The 19,357-nt window shown below is 45.4% G+C and carries 13 protein-coding genes; 3 read left to right on the plus strand and 10 right to left on the minus strand.

Features of this window, described 5'->3' with window-relative positions; genetic code table 11:
• The first annotated feature begins 121 nt into the window (after positions 1–121).
• From ispG to ISR87_11670, 3 genes are all read left to right on the plus strand, one after another.
• Positions 122–2,041, plus strand: a complete 1,920-nt coding sequence (gene ispG, locus ISR87_11660; GenBank protein MBL7026102.1) for a (E)-4-hydroxy-3-methylbut-2-enyl-diphosphate synthase — start codon at positions 122–124, stop codon at positions 2,039–2,041.
• An 86-nt stretch (positions 2,042–2,127) separates the two neighbouring features.
• Complete coding sequence (locus tag ISR87_11665) at positions 2,128–2,991, plus strand: hypothetical protein (GenBank protein ID MBL7026103.1); 864 nt, start codon at positions 2,128–2,130, stop codon at positions 2,989–2,991.
• 138 nt (positions 2,992–3,129) lie between these two features.
• On the plus strand, positions 3,130–4,665 hold the full coding sequence (locus tag ISR87_11670; GenBank protein ID MBL7026104.1) for a YifB family Mg chelatase-like AAA ATPase: 1,536 nt from the start codon (positions 3,130–3,132) through the stop codon (positions 4,663–4,665).
• A gap of 79 nt (positions 4,666–4,744) precedes the next feature.
• Here the strand turns inward: ISR87_11670 and ISR87_11675 are convergent, their stop codons facing one another.
• The 10 genes from ISR87_11675 to ISR87_11720 all read right to left on the minus strand — a co-directional run.
• Positions 4,745–7,858, minus strand: a complete 3,114-nt coding sequence (locus ISR87_11675; protein ID MBL7026105.1) for a DNA polymerase III subunit alpha — start codon at positions 7,856–7,858, stop codon at positions 4,745–4,747.
• Positions 7,797–8,387, minus strand: coding sequence for a transposase (locus ISR87_11680; GenBank protein MBL7026106.1), 591 nt, complete (start codon positions 8,385–8,387; stop codon positions 7,797–7,799). The genes ISR87_11675 and ISR87_11680 overlap by 62 nt, the downstream gene beginning before the upstream one ends.
• A gap of 13 nt (positions 8,388–8,400) precedes the next feature.
• Positions 8,401–8,775 carry a four helix bundle protein gene (locus ISR87_11685; GenBank protein ID MBL7026107.1) on the minus strand — a complete coding sequence of 125 codons (375 nt, stop codon included), beginning with the start codon at positions 8,773–8,775 and terminating at the stop codon, positions 8,401–8,403.
• A gap of 2 nt (positions 8,776–8,777) precedes the next feature.
• Entirely contained in the window at positions 8,778–9,995 is a 1,218-nt protein-coding gene (locus tag ISR87_11690) for a hypothetical protein (protein MBL7026108.1), read from the minus strand.
• A gap of 113 nt (positions 9,996–10,108) precedes the next feature.
• Positions 10,109–10,315: a hypothetical protein gene (locus ISR87_11695; protein MBL7026109.1), complete on the minus strand. Its 207-nt coding sequence runs from the start codon at positions 10,313–10,315 to the stop codon at positions 10,109–10,111.
• A gap of 181 nt (positions 10,316–10,496) precedes the next feature.
• Positions 10,497–11,105, minus strand: coding sequence for a repressor LexA (gene lexA, locus ISR87_11700; protein ID MBL7026110.1), 609 nt, complete (start codon positions 11,103–11,105; stop codon positions 10,497–10,499).
• On the minus strand, positions 11,099–11,308 hold the full coding sequence (locus ISR87_11705; protein ID MBL7026111.1) for a hypothetical protein: 210 nt from the start codon (positions 11,306–11,308) through the stop codon (positions 11,099–11,101). The genes lexA and ISR87_11705 overlap by 7 nt, the downstream gene beginning before the upstream one ends.
• A gap of 394 nt (positions 11,309–11,702) precedes the next feature.
• Positions 11,703–12,275: a hypothetical protein gene (locus tag ISR87_11710; protein MBL7026112.1), complete on the minus strand. Its 573-nt coding sequence runs from the start codon at positions 12,273–12,275 to the stop codon at positions 11,703–11,705.
• 50 nt (positions 12,276–12,325) lie between these two features.
• A complete protein-coding gene (locus ISR87_11715) occupies positions 12,326–12,919 on the minus strand; it encodes a tetratricopeptide repeat protein (protein MBL7026113.1) in 594 nt (197 codons plus the stop codon).
• A gap of 10 nt (positions 12,920–12,929) precedes the next feature.
• Positions 12,930–19,357, minus strand: a 6,428-nt coding sequence (locus ISR87_11720) for a T9SS type A sorting domain-containing protein (GenBank protein MBL7026114.1), incomplete at its 5' end; no start/stop codon positions are given.

Consider the following 19,357-nt stretch of genomic DNA (forward strand, 5'->3'; position numbering starts at 1 on the left):
GATTATTGTTATTCATACTTCCTAAATCAGATCATCAAATCCGGTATTACGATTGGTTTCACCCATGCTCCTCTTTAGATTGATTAGAATTGAACATAATAATCAAGGATAATTCATATACATGAACACCCATTTTTCAGAGTCACTTGTTTCCCTAACCCGATATCATCGGTATCAAAGTCGTGTGGTCCACATTGGTGATATCCCCATGGGTGGAAATCATCCCATCCGTGTTCAATCAATGACCAACACAGATACAATGGATACTGAAGGCACGGTTGCGCAAACCATCCGGTTGGTGGAAGCAGGCTGCGATTACGTGAGAATTACGGCTCCCAGCGTAAAAGAAGCCCACAACCTGGGTGTCATCAAAGCCGAACTAAAAAAGCGCGGATACACGGTTCCCCTCATTGCAGATATTCATTTTGTTCCCAGAGCTGCTGAGGAGGCAGCCAAACTGGTGGAGAAGGTGCGGGTGAATCCAGGAAATTATGTGGATCGTAAAAGATTTCAGGTGCTGGAATACAATCAGAATGAGTATCAGGCGGAATTGGATCGCATCAAAGAAAGATTCACACCCCTTGTGAAATTGTGTCGGGAAGAGGGAACTGCGATGCGCATAGGGTCTAACCACGGATCGCTTTCAGACAGAATCCTTAGTCACTATGGTGACACTCCGAAAGGGATGGTTGAATCGGCCATGGAGTTTGTGCGAATATGTGCCAACAACCAATTTCATGACCTGGTCATATCCATGAAGGCCAGCAACACCCGCATCATGATTCAAGCATACCGCCTGCTGGTGGACCAGATGAATCGGGAGGGCTTCAATTATCCCCTGCATCTGGGTGTAACTGAGGCCGGTGACGGCGACGATGCCAGGATCAAATCATCACTGGGGATCGGCTCGCTGCTTCGGGATGGTCTTGGTGATACCATCAGAGTTTCTCTCACAGAAGCGCCTGAAGCAGAAATTCCAGTGGCCATTTCCATCGTCAAATCAATCGAACATATTGCTCAACACCAGGACATAGAACCGCTTGGCAATCTTCCCATCAATATGTTTGAATACCGGCGACGCGAGACAATCCCCCTCTCGACTGTGGGTGGCGATCAAGTACCAGTTGTCATTGCTGACCTGTCACAGATAGACGGCAGCCCTGACAATCACCTGAAGGAAGCAGGCTACCACTTTGAGTTGGTGAGCAAGAGCTGGGTAGCTGGAGATCAGGGCGCAGATATTCTCTATTTCGGTCAAAATGATATAGATATCAAACTTTCAGACAATTGCTTATGTCTCTATGATTCAGAGACTTGGACTAGTTTGCCATCAAGGGACAATAAATATCCCCGCTTCACTCTTGAATCCTATTCCACAGCATTGTCTCAACATAATGTGGTCAATTTTGTCCAGGTTGACACCCATGAATCCATCAGTGATTTACCAATAGACCCCAGCATCATCTGGCTTCTCAGTTCAAATAATGAGCATCAAATGGCCGATTTACGAAGATTCATTCTAGAGTTAACGAATCAGGGGAACAGACAACCCGTCATTCTCCTTAATAAACTCAATGACGAGGTTCGTGAGGAATTTCTGCTCTCCACCTCTGCTGAATTTGGGGCTATCCTCAACGATGGGTTGGCTGATGGGGTTTGGTTGAGATCAAACAACCCCCATGTAAAAGGTTTAAATGAGCTTTCATTTGGTATTCTGCAAGCGAGCCGAAGTCGCATGACCAAAACAGAGTATATTGCTTGTCCATCTTGTGGTCGCACTCTATTTGATCTGGAGGAGGTCACCGCTCAAATCAGACATCGAACCAGTCACTTAAAAGGTGTTAAGATTGGGATAATGGGATGTATTGTTAATGGACCTGGTGAAATGGCCGATGCCGATTTTGGTTATGTAGGTACTGGACCAGGCAAAGTATCCCTGTATCGTGGGCAGATGGTGGTTCGACCCCATGTCCCACAAATTGAGGCTGTAGATTCATTGATCGATTTGATAAAAAGTGAAGGGTACTGGGTCGACCCTTAAATCAGCCCCATCATTTATTTTTTTGTACTTGTATTTGAATCTGAGCTTAGATTTAGGGTACTTTTAATAAACCAGTAGGAAATTCTATGAGGAACACTCTTTTTTGCATCGCTGTTTTCACAATGACTCTGTTCCAGCCCTCGTTTGCTCAAGAATCCAGAAACCTTGATACTGCTGAAGAACATGTGGCATTTGCACAGAGTATCTATTGGTCAGCTCTGACCCCACAGGAGAAGCAGACCTTTCTTTTTGCATATATTTCCAGCGCCTATGAAATTCGAAAGCTTGTAAACGAGACCATAGCCACTTCTCCTCGAAATACACATCACTTTAATGAAGAAATTGATAATTTATTCCTTATCTGGCAAAATTTATTGATCATGGAAGACAATGGTGATGCAGCCATGGATGAATTCATAGGCTGGATTGATCTCTATTTTGAAATCGATTCGAACAAATCGACACCGTTTATAAATGCCATAAAATATGCTCATCAAAAGATTAAATCTGATGATAAATCGGTTCTGGAATTATTCTGGGGCAAGACAACCGCACCAGAATCACGACTTCCTAAGGACGAGGTTCTTGAGCAAAAGGCCATTGAGCGCAAAATTGCTGCTTCAGAAGCTAGAAAAAGCGTTGATTCTGCCATAGAAATTGATCCTCCCATGGCATATAAGCCACTAAGTGCATCACCATCTACTGCTTTTGTTCTCACTGATGAAGAGCTCCGAATAGTTGCGCTGGCTGTTGAGACAGAATGTCTTAACAAGAATCAACCAGAAACCCTGCAAGACCCTGTTAAACTTGAAACTCTGGCCAGAAAACATGGCTTTGAAAGCATGTCATCTTTCAATCTTAAATTTTCAAACGCTCAGTCCAATAGTGGGCGCTGGAAATACATGAATAAACTCATTATTGAACAGGCCTTTGATCAAAACTGTATGTAAAGTCCTGTTTCAATTTCTAATCTAGAGAATATGTCCAGCTAACCAGGGACGTTCTCCCCTGCTCCACCCAAAATAGGTTCATTATCAAGAAGGTCATTCTGGCCTTCATATTGGTGTTTCTTCAAAAAGGAGTTAGTCATGCTGGCACGCGTATTAAGTAGTTCATTAATTGGGATTGACCCCTACCTGGTTGAGGTCGAGGTGAATGTTGAAGGTCACGCTTTTCGATATTCAACCGTGGGTTTACCTGAATTAGCGGTTCGAGAGAGTAAAGACAGGGTAATTTCTGCCATTAAAAATAGTGGTTTCAGGTTCCCGCCCAAGGCATACACCATCAATCTTGCTCCAGCTGATATCAAAAAAGAGGGCTCAGCCTTTGATCTACCCATCGCCATCGGAATCCTGGCTGCTCTGGGAATCGTCATGCATGAAGACCTGGAAGATTATGTGCTCATGGGAGAACTATCACTGGATGGTACTTTGCGCAGTGTAAAGGGTGCCCTGCCCTCAGCCGTGGGTGTACATGAACATGAGCTGAAAGGACTCATTCTACCTGCTCAAAACGCCCGTGAAGCGGCTGTCACAGGAAACATTGATGTTATCCCGGTCAATACGCTTCTGGAAGCTATTCGGTTTCTAAATGGTGAGACAATTATAGACCCACTTGAAGTAAATGCTGAGCATTTATTCTCAGAAGCTCAGAACTACAACGTTGATCTGGCTGATGTCAGAGGACAAGCCCATGTGAAGCGTGCTTTGGAAGTAGCCGCATCCGGTGGTCATAATGTGCTTATGATAGGTCCTCCAGGTTCTGGTAAAACCATGCTGGCAAAACGGTTTCCAACCATTCTTCCTCAAATGACACTGGATGAAGCTCTGGAGACCACCAAAATCCATTCCATAGCAGGAATGGTCAAGACTGAAGGGTTGGTGGCTACAAGACCTTTTCGATCTCCCCATCATACGATTTCAGATGCCGCCCTGGTTGGTGGCGGTCGAATCCCGCGTCCCGGAGAGGTTTCTCTCGCCCACCATGGTGTGCTTTTCCTGGATGAATTGCCAGAGTTTCAGAAAAATGTGCTGGAGGTATTGCGCCAGCCCCTTGAAAATACTGAGGTAACTATTAGTCGTGCAAGTATGAGTCTCACCTACCCTGCAAACTTCATTCTTTTAAGTGCCATGAATCCCTGCCCCTGTGGATATAGTAGTGATCCTCGCCATGAATGCACCTGTAGCAGTGTTGGTATTCAAAAATACATGGCTAAAATTTCCGGACCACTCCTGGATCGAATTGATCTGCATATAGAGGTACCAGCCATCCCTTTTGAAGAACTATCGAGCAAACAAGATGGTGAGTCCTCATCTCAGGTCAGACAACGTGTCCAGCACGCCAGAGATACTCAAATCAAGCGTTTTTCAGATGAACCGCATATTCATTCCAATGCAGACATGCCGCCTAAAATGATTCGAAGTATTTGTCAGATTAACAAGGACTCAGCTGGCTTATTAAAGTCAGCTATCACTAACCTTGGATTAAGTGCCCGGGCCTATGACCGTATCCTTAAGGTCTCCCGGACGATTGCCGATCTATTGGAGAGTTCCGAGATTCAATCAGAGCATATATCTGAAGCAATTCAGTACCGTACTTTGGATAGGCAGTTGTGGATGGCGTAGAGGAGTTTCAGAGTTTATGAGTTTATGAGTTTGTGAGTTCATGAGTTGATGGAGTTAAGAGTTTTTGGGTTCCATGGGTTTAAGGGTTGGGTGGTGATAAGGCTTTTTGGCTCCCCTCTGATAGTGTTTTAGTCTGAGGACGACCGATTTGAGGTGATAATTTAACTTTATCAAGGAACTCTATATGTCTGACTGTCAGTGAGATAGCTCCATAATCTTCTTCCACTAAACCACGTAAAAGATAGGGGCGTGCGTTGCTGAGCATGCGGCAAAACTTCCGGTAAACTTGTGGAAAGAACACGGTTTCGTAAATGGCCGTCGTGTCTTCAAAGCTGATAAACTCCATGGGCTCATCGTTTTTGGTATGGACAACTTTCCCGGTAATTAGCCAGCCAATAACTGGTATCTCCTTCCCCACATACTTCCTGAGGTCACAGGCACGCACGTAGGACAGATGCTGCAACAATTTTGCATACAGACTCAATGGATGACGAGAAATTAGAAATCCCAATACATCAGCTTCATGAATGAGCATCGTTTTTTCAGAATATGCCCCTGTATCTGGGATATAGTAACTGTCCCGCTCATTCAGATCCAGCAGAGATATTGGTTTATCCCGTCTCTGTTGGTTGGCTCTGGCCTGATATAGCTGCCACATGAGTCCGGGACGCGCTTCTATGCCCTCTACACCGTCAAAAGAGCCTGCTTTGATGAGAATGCGGACATCAGACTGATCCAACTCAGGCATACGCCTCAGGAAAGTCTCAAATGAGAGGAAGCGGCCATTTGATTCCCGTTCAGCAACAATGTACTCCAGTGCACTCCTTTTAATCCCCTTCAGTTGCATGAAGCCTATCTGCACCCAGTCATTCAGGCCAGTATGTCGAATCTCTGAGTTGTTAATACTGGGGAGCAAGACTTTCAGGCCGAGGCGACGTGCCTCAGAGTAATACCCGAAAGTGGAATAGTAGCCACCCAGATTGGTCATGACTGAGGCAATAAACTCTGCAGGATAGTGGGCTTTGAGATAGGCGGATTTAAACGAAACCAAAGCATATGAGGCAGAATGGGGTTTACAAAAGGAATAGCCTGAAAAGGACATGATCATTTCCCAAAGGGTCTCGATAACACTGTCCTCTACCCCATTTTTGCGGGCACCCCTGACAAATTTCTCGCAATAATCACGGAGCTTGGCCTCTTTGTGCTTCTTGGACATGACCTTACGCAACTCGTTGCCTTCATCGGCATCAAAACCGGCAAGACGCATGGCAACCCGGGTTACATCTTCCTGGTAAACCATTATGCCATAGGTCTCTTTGAGGGTTTCATCAAGTAAGGGGTGAAGCGGATCGTAATCACCACCATGGAGTCGGCGGACGAATTCTCTGATCCATTTATTGGCTGCTGGCCGGATAATACTGGAGGCAATGATCAGGTTTTCATAATCACCGGTTTGCATCTTACTCAGCAGCTGTCGAGTAGCGGGAGACTCTACATAGAAGCAGCCCATAGTGCGGGCAGTACGGATAAGTTCCTGGGTCCGCAGATCCTCCAGGGGATTCAGTTTCCAATATGGGATGTCCACACCATAGTGTTCATGGACATCGGCCAGAATATCCCGTATTACGGCCAGAGAACGATTTCCAAGGAGATCAATCTTGACCAGCCCAAAGTCCTCTGCCTGATCTTTCTCCCACTGAATGATCTGAACGCCCTTAGGTGCGCGTTGGATAGGTACATAGTTACGGATTTCCTGGGGTGTCAGGACAACCCCCCCGGGATGCACGCTCAGGTGTCTGGGAAATCCAGCAAGATAGAAGCCATTGCGGATTATCTCCGGCCAGGGATCCTTGAGGTCAAGATCGCTGAGCAAGGGATTCTTGGCCAGCTCCTCAAATGGATCACTGACATACCAGAGATGGGACAGACGTTTGGTTACAATCCCTATCTCACTCTCGGTCAAGCCATAGACCTTGGCAACCTCGCGTATAGCAGCTCGCGCCTTGAAGGTCACATGATTGCAGATCATGGCTGAATGGGAGTCACCATAGGTGTCAAAGGTGTACTGGAGAATTTCGTCACGGGTATCCCAGGGGAAGTCCACATCAATATCTGGTGGATCCTTGCGCCCAGGAGACAAGAAGCGTTCAAAGAAGAGATTGTGGCGGATGGGATCGACATGGGTGATTTTCAAGGTATAGGCAACAATACTGGCAGCCGCACTCCCCCGCCCGCATGTGATAGGTGATTGTTTGACGATATCCTGAACAATGAGGAAGTAATTGGAAAAGCGCTTCTCTTTGACTGTCTTTAGCTCATGCTCAATGCGGTCGCGAATACGATCGGTCATGTTGCCATAACGCTCCTGGGCACCCAGATAGACACGATTTTTTAATTCCTGATAATCCCTGTTATCATTGGAGTCAGGAAAGATGAAGTTGTCCAGGGGTGGTCGCCACTGACATTTCGCAGCAATTTCCATGGTACGATCCAGAGCCTCTTCAGCAAAGGGCAGGACATCAAGTGTTTCTGCGCGACTATGGAGATAATAATCAATGGGAATCAGTTCTTCTTCAGGCAGGCGTGACAATTTGGTATTCAGATTGATGGCGCGCATGATGCGATGGAGCTGGTGTCCCTTGGGTGAGCCCATGTATGCGGGAATATTGGCCACAGATGGGAAGCCTTTCTCACGAGCCCAATGGTATAAGCTGTAACTGCCTGACTGCAGGGAGACATATACGTCTTTGGACTGGTAAGCCTCCAGTAAATCACGATTCTGGGTCAGCATGACCAATCCCTCCAACCGTCCTGTGAGACTTTTGAGTAAATCGAAACTTTCTCCAGCATGACGTTGGCTGATCAGACGACAAAGATTGGAATAACCTGTGGTGTCTTTAACCAGCAGAACAGCCTTGCGCTTCCGGGCATCATCCAATGTTGCCCCAACAATCATATCCAGGCCACGCTCCAAAGTTGTCTGATAGAGGAAGATCATGCCATAGAGATTGTTGGTATCAGCGATGGCAAATTGGGTATAGCCCTTCTTGATCATGAAATCGCACAGATGTTTTGGAGAAAGGGTTCCCCTGAGCAAGGAGTAATGGCTGTGGACTTCGAGGGGGATCATGCTAATGGGGAATTTTGAATTCCAAGTGATTGTGGATGTATTGTTTGATTCTGTCGTGGGCATCAGGATTTCTAATGACATGGTCATAAAAACGTGATTGCCATGCAAACTCAGGATCTATCTGGTGGGCGTTTTTGGTGACGGCGGATTTGTATGAACGAATAATTGTCGACAATGAACCGGGTTTGGGTGAAATGGATGACATGTGCGCAGGTACAATGGTTTTTGATGGTTTGTTTGTAGTAGGGATGTTGCATGCAACATCCCTACAATCATTACCATCACCGATATCCACATGATCCATTTCACCCGTTTCATCTATGTCCCTGGGTTTATCAATGATTATAATCCCATGAATATGATCAGGCATAATCGTATATGCACCCAAACTGGTATGTTGAAAATGTTGCGGGATTTTCTGCCAATAATCCTGCGCAATCATCCCAATTTCAGATAAATGCATGATGTCATTTGTGATTTCACCAAAACAATGTTTCCGACCAGATGTGCAGATCGTCACAAAATATGCCGCGTTTTTGCGATAGTCCCATCCATGTAAACGGATTGTCTTTCTATCTGGTAATTGCATCATTCCCTGCTCCCAGTCATTGGAGTCCGCTATCAGGATGTGGCTGGATGGATCTTTGGTAGGCAATCAATTTTGGCCGCAAAGCATCGTAGCCACGCTCAAAGCGTTTTACCTCGGCCTCCTGCAGGTACTTGAGTTCCTTGGCAACCAGCAGCTGGGCATAAATCTCGTTCAGAGCCCCCAGGGCAACATCTACGGCGTGCTGACGGTCCTTGGTTGTGCGTCTAGAGGTTCCCTCAGCCAGAATAGCCGGGATACTCACAGCGGCTCGTTGAAGTTGGGCGGTCATACCCATACGTTCCTTATCCGGGAATTGTGAGGTAATGGTATAGATGTATTTGGCCATAAGTATTGCACGCTGGAAAACGTCCAGTCCCTTGAATGTTGCCACCCCTATGCCCTGACTGGGCTGTGTATGATATCGTTTCCAGTGCCCAGCACAACGGGCTCTGTGAGTCCAAACCGTATGACAGGGTACCCATGTCTCGCACGCAACTTGTCCATGGCCTGGTGTAAATCGCCATGTTTGGCAGCGTCAGGGTCAATCACCTTTGAAAAAAGGCTGATCTGTTGAGCAGCCTGTATGAGATTCTCAAAACCGATGGACAGATAGCGAACCCGAGTGCGTCGCTCAAAGAGTTGCTCAAAAATTTTCTGGGTATAATAAAACATGAGGTATTCTTTGTTGGTTGCTTCAGGCAGACGAACGGTGCGAGTTGCAATTTTGCTGTCGGAATAGCGGCAAAAGATACGAAAGCTGTTGACCTTCTTGTTCTTCTGACGCAAACGGGTGCAGCCACTCTCGATGAGATAATAGACAACCCCCATAATCAATTGATCATCGTTGCTATCCTCACTGAAGGTATACTCCTCTTTTATCTCCAGACGCTGTTCCGGGGGCATTACAGGGCTCAGATCAATACCCAGAGCCTTCTGATGCAAGGTCAGAGCATTTTTGCCAATGACCAAAATCAACTTATTGATGGGAACTGCTGCCAGCATGCCAATACTGGTCAGGTTCAACTCTTCCAGAAGTACCTGATCGGTGCTATGACCAATGCCAGGCAGCATCTTGAGTTCCAGGGGATCCAGAAAGGTGCGTTCGTTGCCAGGTAAAACATCAAAGAGCTCAGCATATTGACGGATGTAGCGTGCTGCCACAGATGAAACCAGCTTGTTGACAGAAATACCGATACTTGAAGTCAGCCGAAATGATTCACGGATATCCTTATGAATGCGATAAGCACTATCCTTGATGCGTCCCAGCAAACGTGTGGTGCCTGTCATATCAATGGCAACCTGTCCATAGCGGATGGGCTCAACATATGGTGAATAACGAGAAACCTGCCCCGTAATGGCGTTCATTGCACGCTGATACAGTTCAGGGTTGGAATCCACGACAATGAGGCGATGCTCCAGTTTGAGTGCCTGCCCCAGAAGCATACCCCTGTGGATACCTTCCTGGCGGGCCTCTTTGGAAGATGATAGCACAATGGCACGCCCTCCAGACCCAGATGCCACCACCACAGGTCGATCACGATAACTGCTGTGAACCGCCTGCTCCACTGTAGCCGGGAATGATGGAACTTCTATGTGTAGAACATCTTTCATTTTGGGTTGAAGGTCTTAAAGTCGAAAGTCTGAAGGTAGAAGACAGGAGTCAGGAGATAGGAGATAGAAGTCGGAATTTCCGGGGGAAATCCTGTTCCCAAACTCGAATATGTCTAACCGGCCATGCGGCTGTTAGTGGCGATCTCATAGTGAATCACAGGAGCTGCTGGACGGACAGGCCTGGTCTTTTTCTTCGGTGCAGGGACAGTGGCCAAAAGTCCAGCGACTCCATGGGATACTGAAGACAACACAGCTCTGGTTCTTCCCCGAGGACCACGAAACAGGCTGGAAACGGGCTGAGGTATTGAATTGTATCGCATATGTGATCCTTTTCGTTGGGGCTAAAGCCCCTTTTCATTTACGCTTTTTTAACCCCCGGCATAAATGCCGGGGTAATTGATTTCAGCCTTAGAAGACGGGTAATTGTGCAATAAGTACTTACCCCGTCCTTTAGGGCGGGGGCATAACGCTCAATTACGCAAGAGGGCTTTAGCCCAAACATCATGCCTGATACTGCCTTAACAGCCCTACAACAACACCCTTGAGGGCAAATTCATCATCTTCTGCTACCTGGATGGGCTGATACTGCCCGGAACTGTTGCAGGGACGCAGTGTGACGCCGCCAGGATGCAGGTCCAGCTTTTTGACTGTGGCCTCTCCATTGATGGTGGCAACTACAATCTGACCACTTTCAGCCTTGGGTTGAGGTTTTACAATAATGACATCACCATCTTCAATATTGGCATCCATCATGGAATCTCCACGAACCCGCAATGCAAAATTATTGGTTCCCTTGAGTAGGTAGCGCGGCACTTCCACAGGTTCAGGAATTTCAATGGCCTCAATGGGGATACCAGCAGTGACCTGTCCCAGAATATCCAGCACAACGGTCTCTCCTACCAGACCCGTGAGCCGAATATTGCGAGCAGCATTGCTCTTATCAAAAGCGATATAGCCCCTTTCGCGGAGGATATTCAGTTTCTTCTGGATGGAGAAATTGGAATTCAGTCCAAAGAACTCCCGTATCTCAGCAATAGTTGGCGCCATCTGGTGACTCTGAATGAACCGTGAGATATATTCGTAAAGTTCGCGTTGCTTTTTGGTTAGCATGCTCTCGCCCCATGGGTTACATCAACATATAAGCTCGAGCTTTGCGCCTCACTATGTCGCGTGGCAGGTGAAGGTTTAAGATAGCGGCGATTAATAGACCTCTCTACACGTGTGGCAGGAACTATTTCAACAAGATCAAAAACCTCTATGGCATGCTGGATCAATCGTTCCGCATGTTTAGATTTTCCATAACCCCGATTCATATATCCTCCACTTCTTGATTCACTATTCTTCATGGTTTTAATATAGGTGTACAAAAGGTGTATATCAAGCAAATGATGTAAATATATTACAAAATATTTGCTCATTGGGCATGAGGTTAGGTTTCAGGGTGAGGTGAATGAGCGTTTCCGGCATCACCTCACCCGCCATAGTGGGTAGGATCATAGTTTCGCCGCGATTATTATCTGAAGGATTCAGATAATAAAAAAACCTGCAAAAGGATGCAGGTTTTAAGTAAATCAGGTTAAGAGTTCTTTAGGGTCACGGCATATAGGATATCAATGCATATCTCTCGACTCAGGTCTACGCACCGCAGGTGCTTCGTCCCTGCTGGCCGCTCGAGATGACGAGCCAAGGATCCCTATAGGTTAAAGCTTATTTAAATTCGATGGAAACGATTCGTCCATTCATATCAAATACAGCAACACCATTGTCATAGAGCCAGACCTGGTTCTTTTCATCTACAATGTATCTCTCAATGGGATCTCCGTACTGACGATAGATGCGTTCCTGATCAGAACCTTTGATCAGTATGGGGGGTTGTGAATCTTTGCTGCTATCGACACTCGCAACAGGAAGCCCTTGTTCTTTCACCAGGGCCAGTTCCTGCTCCATGGCTTCCAGATTAAGGACAATAGAATCCAATTGAGCGACCATACCAGGTGGCATACCTTTGCCACTGGCATCAACCGCTTTTTTCAGGATCTTGATCTGCTTTACAATCACAGGAATCTGTTTGCCAAGCTTACTCTGATTCTTTTTGAGTGTGGCAACATCTTTTTCAAGGGCCTGGATTTTCTTGATGGCCATGGCCTGAAATTTCTCATTCTTATCAAAAAGAGTCTTGAGTTTTTGATCAACTTCCGTGTTGGCCGCATTGGAGGAACAATTCCACACAAACAGTGATATCAGAACAAGTGCTAAAATTATTTTCGGTGATCTCATCATTTTTCCCATCTTAATGAATGCATTAACTCTGGTCGGCTAAACCAAAATAGCTATAAATCCTGCAATGTCTCGATTTTTTTAATCAGCAATGCCCGACCTTCGTTGGTAGAAATATCGACGATAAAATCCTCATCCAGATTCTGGACCCACTCCAAGGCAGCCTCAAAGTTACCGGAAGCAAAGTTAGCAGAAGCCAGCATAAGCGTGATTTCAACATAATCAATACGCCAATTGTGGGAAAATTCGAATATAGGTCGAAACTCGATGAGCACTTCTCCCCTTGAAATAGCCCTGACATAATCGCTGGTTACATGATAACTCAAGGATACGCCAGCCAACATCTCAAACCGTACCTGACTGCTATCAATGGTGATCAGATCCAAACCATTGTTAAAGAAAACAATAGCCGTATCTGGCTTGTTAAATTCTACATAGCACCAGCCAGCACCATTATAAGCATCAATGTATTGGGGATCCATCTCCAGCGCGGTCAGGAAATGGGCCAGAGCTCTTTCAAACTCTCGATTTTCATACAAGGTCCAGCCATATTCTGTAAAGTCATCAACTTCGGGTTCGATTTTCTCACGACATCCAAAAAAACTTATAAGTAGGATCAGCGCAAACAACCATTTCATTTTATTCATTTCACACCTCCTACCTTAGAACCAGCATTTTGACAGTTTTCACATACCCCTTGCCTGTCATCAGTCGCGCAAAGTAAATACCACTACTTACCTGCTTACCCTGATCATCCAGACCATTCCAGGTTATGGAATAACTGCCAGGTTGCATTTGAGTTTCCATGAGATTGCGAACTTCCTGACCCCTGATATTGTAGATACTAAATGCAATATCCTGATTTAAACCATCCAGGAATCCAATATCAAAATCGATGGTGGTGGAAGGGTTAAATGGATTTGGATAGTTCTGCGACAACTGGCTCTTCTCAGGAACAATAATGGTCCTTGGTCCCAATTTGAAGGCACCCATTGATGCAGTCCAGGCACTGACCCTTTCACCATCAGACACTGACGCCAGCTCAACATAATCACCAGCTGTATCCAAGAGGTATATGGCTTGATCATTTGTCAGTGCAGGCATACTCACCAATACCGGTTCAGCAAGGACCACACCATCAGTAAGCACTTTATAACTGGCCCCATCATGGGCACTCAGCATTGAGTCCAAAACCGCAATTCGGGTTGATTTCACGGCACTGTTTGAGCTACCCTTCATCTCGAATTGTTCATCAGGGCTGCGTGCCAGCCAACCAGAACCACGTTTGATCAAACTCACGGTGAGACTTACCGTGATGGTTGTATCACCGACCCAGTTTGAAGCATGCACTTCAAAGGTATTGAGACCTTCCTGAGTGACTTCTACAAGTGCGACATAACTGAAAGTATCAACAGTTGTAAGCTCAACTTCCAGACCTGAATAAGTAACATCCAGCGAGTCAATCATACCCAGGCTATCCACAATCATCAATTCATAATACGAGGGGTATGCCCTGTTTTTATAAAATGCAATGACAGGTGTGGGAATATCGAAAATATCCACGGACACCCTGACCGTAATTGTATCCTGCAGTGGATCATTTGTCACAAGACGGAACTGACCACCATATCCACCTACAGTGAATGCAGATGGACTGATATTAAAAGCAATAACTGCACTGCTGTCATATTCGATGGTATCAGCCTCAATTGGCAGATTTATCCATGATGGTGCATCCAGCAATGACCATCGTAAATCGGTCAAGCCAAGATTGCTCATGGTAAATGAGGTGTCAATTTCTGTCATTCGTTCAATATTGACAGCGATGCTATCCGTGTTCAGCACTGCAAAGGCAGAGGATGTTGTCACATGGAAGGTATCAGCAATAGCTGATGTATCGGCTTGATCCAGTGCTCGGACAAACCACTCGATAGTACTGGATGGAAAATCCATGACTGAGACATCAACTGTGATCGTCGTATCTCCAGTTGCCAGCATGGTATCATAGCCGGTACCCTCCAGACTGAGTCGATAGGTAACCGGATTGTTCTCAATGTCAAATGCAGTGGTCCAGGTGAATGTCAACAAGAGACTATCACTTGGAATCAATTGAGTCGAATCAGCAGGTAACAGGAGTGTCACTGGTTCAGGAGCATCATTTACCTGCAATACTTCAATCACATATTGAGCGGTATCAGATTCTCCAAGAAGATCCCGTACCATGACAATCAACGTATCCAGGCCAACATCGGCATTGATTGGTGTCCATGTAATTAACCCACTCATGGAGTCAATCATTGCACTGTCAGGTTGCTGAAGCATTGAATAGAAAAGTGTATCTCCACTGATAGTCCCTAGATCCGGATCCGTACCAGGCAGGATAAAACTATACAAACTATCCTCATGAATGGTGGTATCTGCAATAGCCAGGAACTCAGGTGGCGAATTTACAACAAACTGGAAAATCTCCACACTGGTTGGATTTTGAAAGTTATAAGCATTGTCAGTCGCCATAACTTCTACCTGATAATCAATTCGATTGTCAAGAGAGTCACCAGGTAGGGTCACCCGCCAGGAACCACTCTCCATAAAGGTAAATTGAGTTATACTATCAGACTGCCAATCTGAAGTGATGTCATTCCACCACAGGCTGTCTGACAATCTCTTGATATTTACCCAGACACTATCTACCCCAGACAATTCATCGGTGGCAATACCCGTAATGGATGAGTCAGACTTCCACTCCCCAATATGGTAGAATGGATCCAGGTTCAGTGTATTCAGTGGCAATATCAAATCCGCAACTACGCCTTGTGTGGAAATGGTATCTGAAATATTTCCCGCTGAATCAAGACTCCGGACATTGATAAAGAAACTATCAGCATGCACAAAAGTCCCAAATGTATCAATCATGGTAGTATTCAGATCGAGATCATACCAATCAACTTCATCAGCCAGACCAGCAGAGCTGCCGATGGAATATTCGTATCTAAGTATGTTAGATATTGGATCGGTAAAGCCATCCCAGGCCGCTGCAAGGGTGTCATCAGCATTCACAAATCCATCCATATAGGTTACTGAAGGAATAAAGTGACCGGTATCCGGGGGTGTCTGGTCAATCACAAATACTGTATCTATGCGCGTACTGGTCCTTGCATTTCCATAGGCATCGACAATGTCAATTTCCATGGTTATAAAAGCGCCATCTTCAAAGTCTTCCGGCGCAGCAACGATACCCTCTATTTCAACAGCAGTATAATTTAGATTTCGGTTTGTCAGTGCTGTGATAGATGTGGTATCTCCAATTACTTCGAAATTGTTTACCGGCCAGGTACTAAGGTATATCCAGCTATATACTTGCCCACCAAAGAGTGATGCATCAGTATTATCTATTGGAACGGTGATATCCAGACCTGTATTGTAGGAGTTCCAATAGCCGTCAATGACTGGACTACCGGTCGTCGTGAGACTGACTATGTCAAATTCAGATGGCGGTGTACGATCGATATAGAGCTGATTCGAGCTCTCCACACCTCCTGTTTCATTACCAGCATTATCCCGCAAGGTGACATTGGTTCTCAAAGTGGCATTGTCCCCAAAACCATTGAGTGTATCCAGACTTGCTAATTCCAGAGTTACGATCTGGACTGTATCCAGATCAGTGATGGCAACCAGGGTATCCAAATCAATCCAACCATTTCCCACGTTAAATCTTGGCAGGATAAAGCCACTGGAAAGCGTGGGATCATTGGCAATCGGAACATGGATAACAATACCCTCGTTTGTGGAATTGAAGGCATCTTCAACTACATTTCCGCTATATGCTATAACTGTATCCACTGGGGCTGAAGCAGGACCTGCAATATCCATGAAGAGGGAGTCAGTGATTAAATCACTGACGGCTTGATTTCCAGCCCGATCCGTGAAGGCGACGCTGGTATAAAGATATTCACCATCGCTTGTTAAATAATCCGATAAATTCTGAATATCACTTGAGGATATTATCAGAGAGGTGTCTGTGTTTACAGTAAATATTGGAATATTTACCAAAACGATCTCAGGAGTACCGGTCAATCCGATTTGCATACGAACATCAGCTTGTCCGTTCACCATGGTGGAGTCATTGGGAATAGAAAGGTTCAAGCGTAGTGAATCGGAATTGGCATTCCAGGTATTCTCAGGCAGATTCTCACCAAACACCGTATCGAGTGCAGCTGTGAATAATCGTGGAGCCGTAGTGTCAATTTCCACGATGCTCAAGCTGGGAGCATAATAGACATAGTTACCAGCTTGATCAATGACATAAGCTTGGAATTCCATAAATTTGCCACTACTGAAATTGGTCAAAGCTTCTATGTCATTGGAATTAATGGATATAACATGGAGAGGATCAACTGTATCGAGGGTATCCCCCTCTGGGAATGTTTCAAATGGAAATGGAAGCACACGTCCTTGACAGTACACTTCTCCATCGAGGAGTGTCAGATCAGTATCGTCCAGTGGAATGCTAATGTCGATTCCCGTACTGGTATTGTTCCAGTAACCGTCAACAGTAGATCCACCTGTAACATTTACTTCATCGGTTGTATAGCTTGCAGGCAGGATTTCATCCACAACGGTAACAGGTAATCCAGCGTTGCTTATTCTTGTATTTCCAGCAATATCCGTTAAAATCGCATCGAATTCCAGGGTTTGAACACTCCCCCAATCGGTGAGTCCCTCCAGAGTGTCTCGCGGAACAGAAATAGTGATTTCATTAAAATTGGCGATGACAACCGGGGCCATCACGTTTTCTGGTGTATTCACACCTGCTCGCAGTTGAAGTTCTCCCCCGATGAGTGTGGGATCAGAGTCATCCAAGGTTATTGTTACATCAATTCCATCATTGTTGGAATTGAAATAGTTTGCCCTTACCAACCCACCAGTAGCTAACATGGTGTCCAAATCAAACAGAGCGGGTGCCGTATAATCGACGTAAAGTGAAAACAACGCACCACTCTCGGTAGTATTTCCGGCTCTATCTGTGAGTGCTGGACTAAATCGAACCGTATCTCCATCACTGATCCCCAGTGTGTTCAAGTCAGCTGCTGAAAGTGCCATAAATAGTGGTCCATTAATATTTTCGAGTACCATGATGGAATCGAATCCAGATGCTGCAAAACTTCCACCAGCTCCAATTTTGGATCGGAGAGCATAGGTGCCTCCAATCAGGCTGCTATCGTTTGGGATCACGGAAGTTACATTATACTGCAGGTTTGTTGCATTCCAACGTGCTGAATTGTATACAATTCCACCAGCAGCCCCATAGGATCCATCAGTAATTGCATCAGGATATATCTGGTCGATTTGCAGTGTGGTTGAACTAGTATTCCCTCTGGTCACATTCCCCGGCATATCGGTAAGCACACCTCGAATCTGTATAGAATCACCAATTTCAAAGTTTGACAAGCCTTCCACTTGTGCTGCACTGAGGGTGATGGTGATGGGATCAGCGGTTAAAATGCTAACGGGGCTACCAATGTTAACAAATGGATTCTCATCTACGCGTCCCTGTAATCGAGCACTTCCACCGATAAGTGATCCATCAAAAGCTGAAATGGGTAAGGTTGCTCTAATGGAATCCGTGGTTGCATTGTAATAACCTGAAACCACAGGATCACCCACCACAACAATATCTCCCGTATCTACGGTATCAGGTACTACGCCGTCGATATGCAGACTAAAGTCGGATAAATTAGTACCTGCTGTCGGCAGGGAAAGATCAACTGGGTTACCAACTATGTTTGCCAGTGCTCCAGCACCTGTTCCAAGTCCGCTTTCATCGATTTGTTTGACTGATAAAACATCTACAGAATCACCAGCCAGAATCTGGTAATAAAAGGTTAGCTGAGAGGTGTTATTAATTGAGCTTGCCGGTATACCAACTACACGATCAATCGTTCCGGTTTCCAAGGTCATCAACAAAGAATCCTCGTCCAGATGAACGCTTTCTTCAAATGTGACAATCACATCAATGATATCGCCAATTTTATAATACGCATCAGATGTACTCGTGGTAGTAATATTAAGAATCACGGGGTTATCACCGTATAAATTGATACTTCTTGTACTCAGATTGGCACCAGGTGGAACACTAAGATCAGCCAGATTCCCAGCCAGATCATAAACTGCATCCGAGGTAGTGGTTACACTGTCCACGATCAATGGTACTGCGTTATCCTCCGCAGCTACCAGAAAATTAAAGGAAAGCGTATCTGATTCATCAATACTATTGGTATCCAGTACCCGTGCTGAACTTGTATTCAAATACGTGTAAAGCGTTGCGCCACTCATATTCACGGGCTTTGAAAAATTCAATCTCACATGAACATTATCGTTAATGCCATAGTTGCCATCAGAATTGATAGAGGTAACACTCTCAATCTCTGGAATCTCCCGATCAACATAAAATGTATCCGCACTGGCTGCTGAGCTTAATTTCTCATTGCCAGCAAAATCCTTGATAAGCGCTGTGATATGATAAACTTTGCCGTCATCAAAAGATGTATGAGACTCTACTTCACTTTGGTTCAACGGAATAATCACCGCATCTCCGATGTCTCCAGATCCAATGGTGTAGGAACTTCCCAAAGTTTGTCTACCTGATATTGAGGCAAAATATCCCTGGACATAAATGCGACCTCCAACAAGGGATTGATCATCAGCAACATCAAAAGCGACGTTCATAAGGGTATCCGAGCCATTCCAATAACCTGAGGTAGGGTTGGTACCAGAAATTGTAATAGCACCCATTGTAAAATCTGCAGGTATAATTCCATCTACGATGATGGCTGCATTATTGGCCAGATTTTGACCATCTGGAAGTGTAAGAACCGAGTTATTGCCAAAAGCGTCATTCAACGTATTCGCCCCGACCACGACCACACTATCAACTGTGAGACTTAAAGTGGCATCAAGAGCTTTAACCACATAGTTGCCCGCAAGCAGACTATCACTGCTTATCCCACCGATAGCAAAGTATCGACCTGCAGCCGAGTTTAAGTACACCCTTAGTGAATCGCCGCTCAGGGTTACCTTTTTGCTCA

The sequence above is a fragment of the Candidatus Neomarinimicrobiota bacterium genome, assembly GCA_016784545.1.
Lineage (GTDB): Bacteria > Fidelibacterota > UBA8477 > UBA8477 > JABMPR01 > JABMPR01.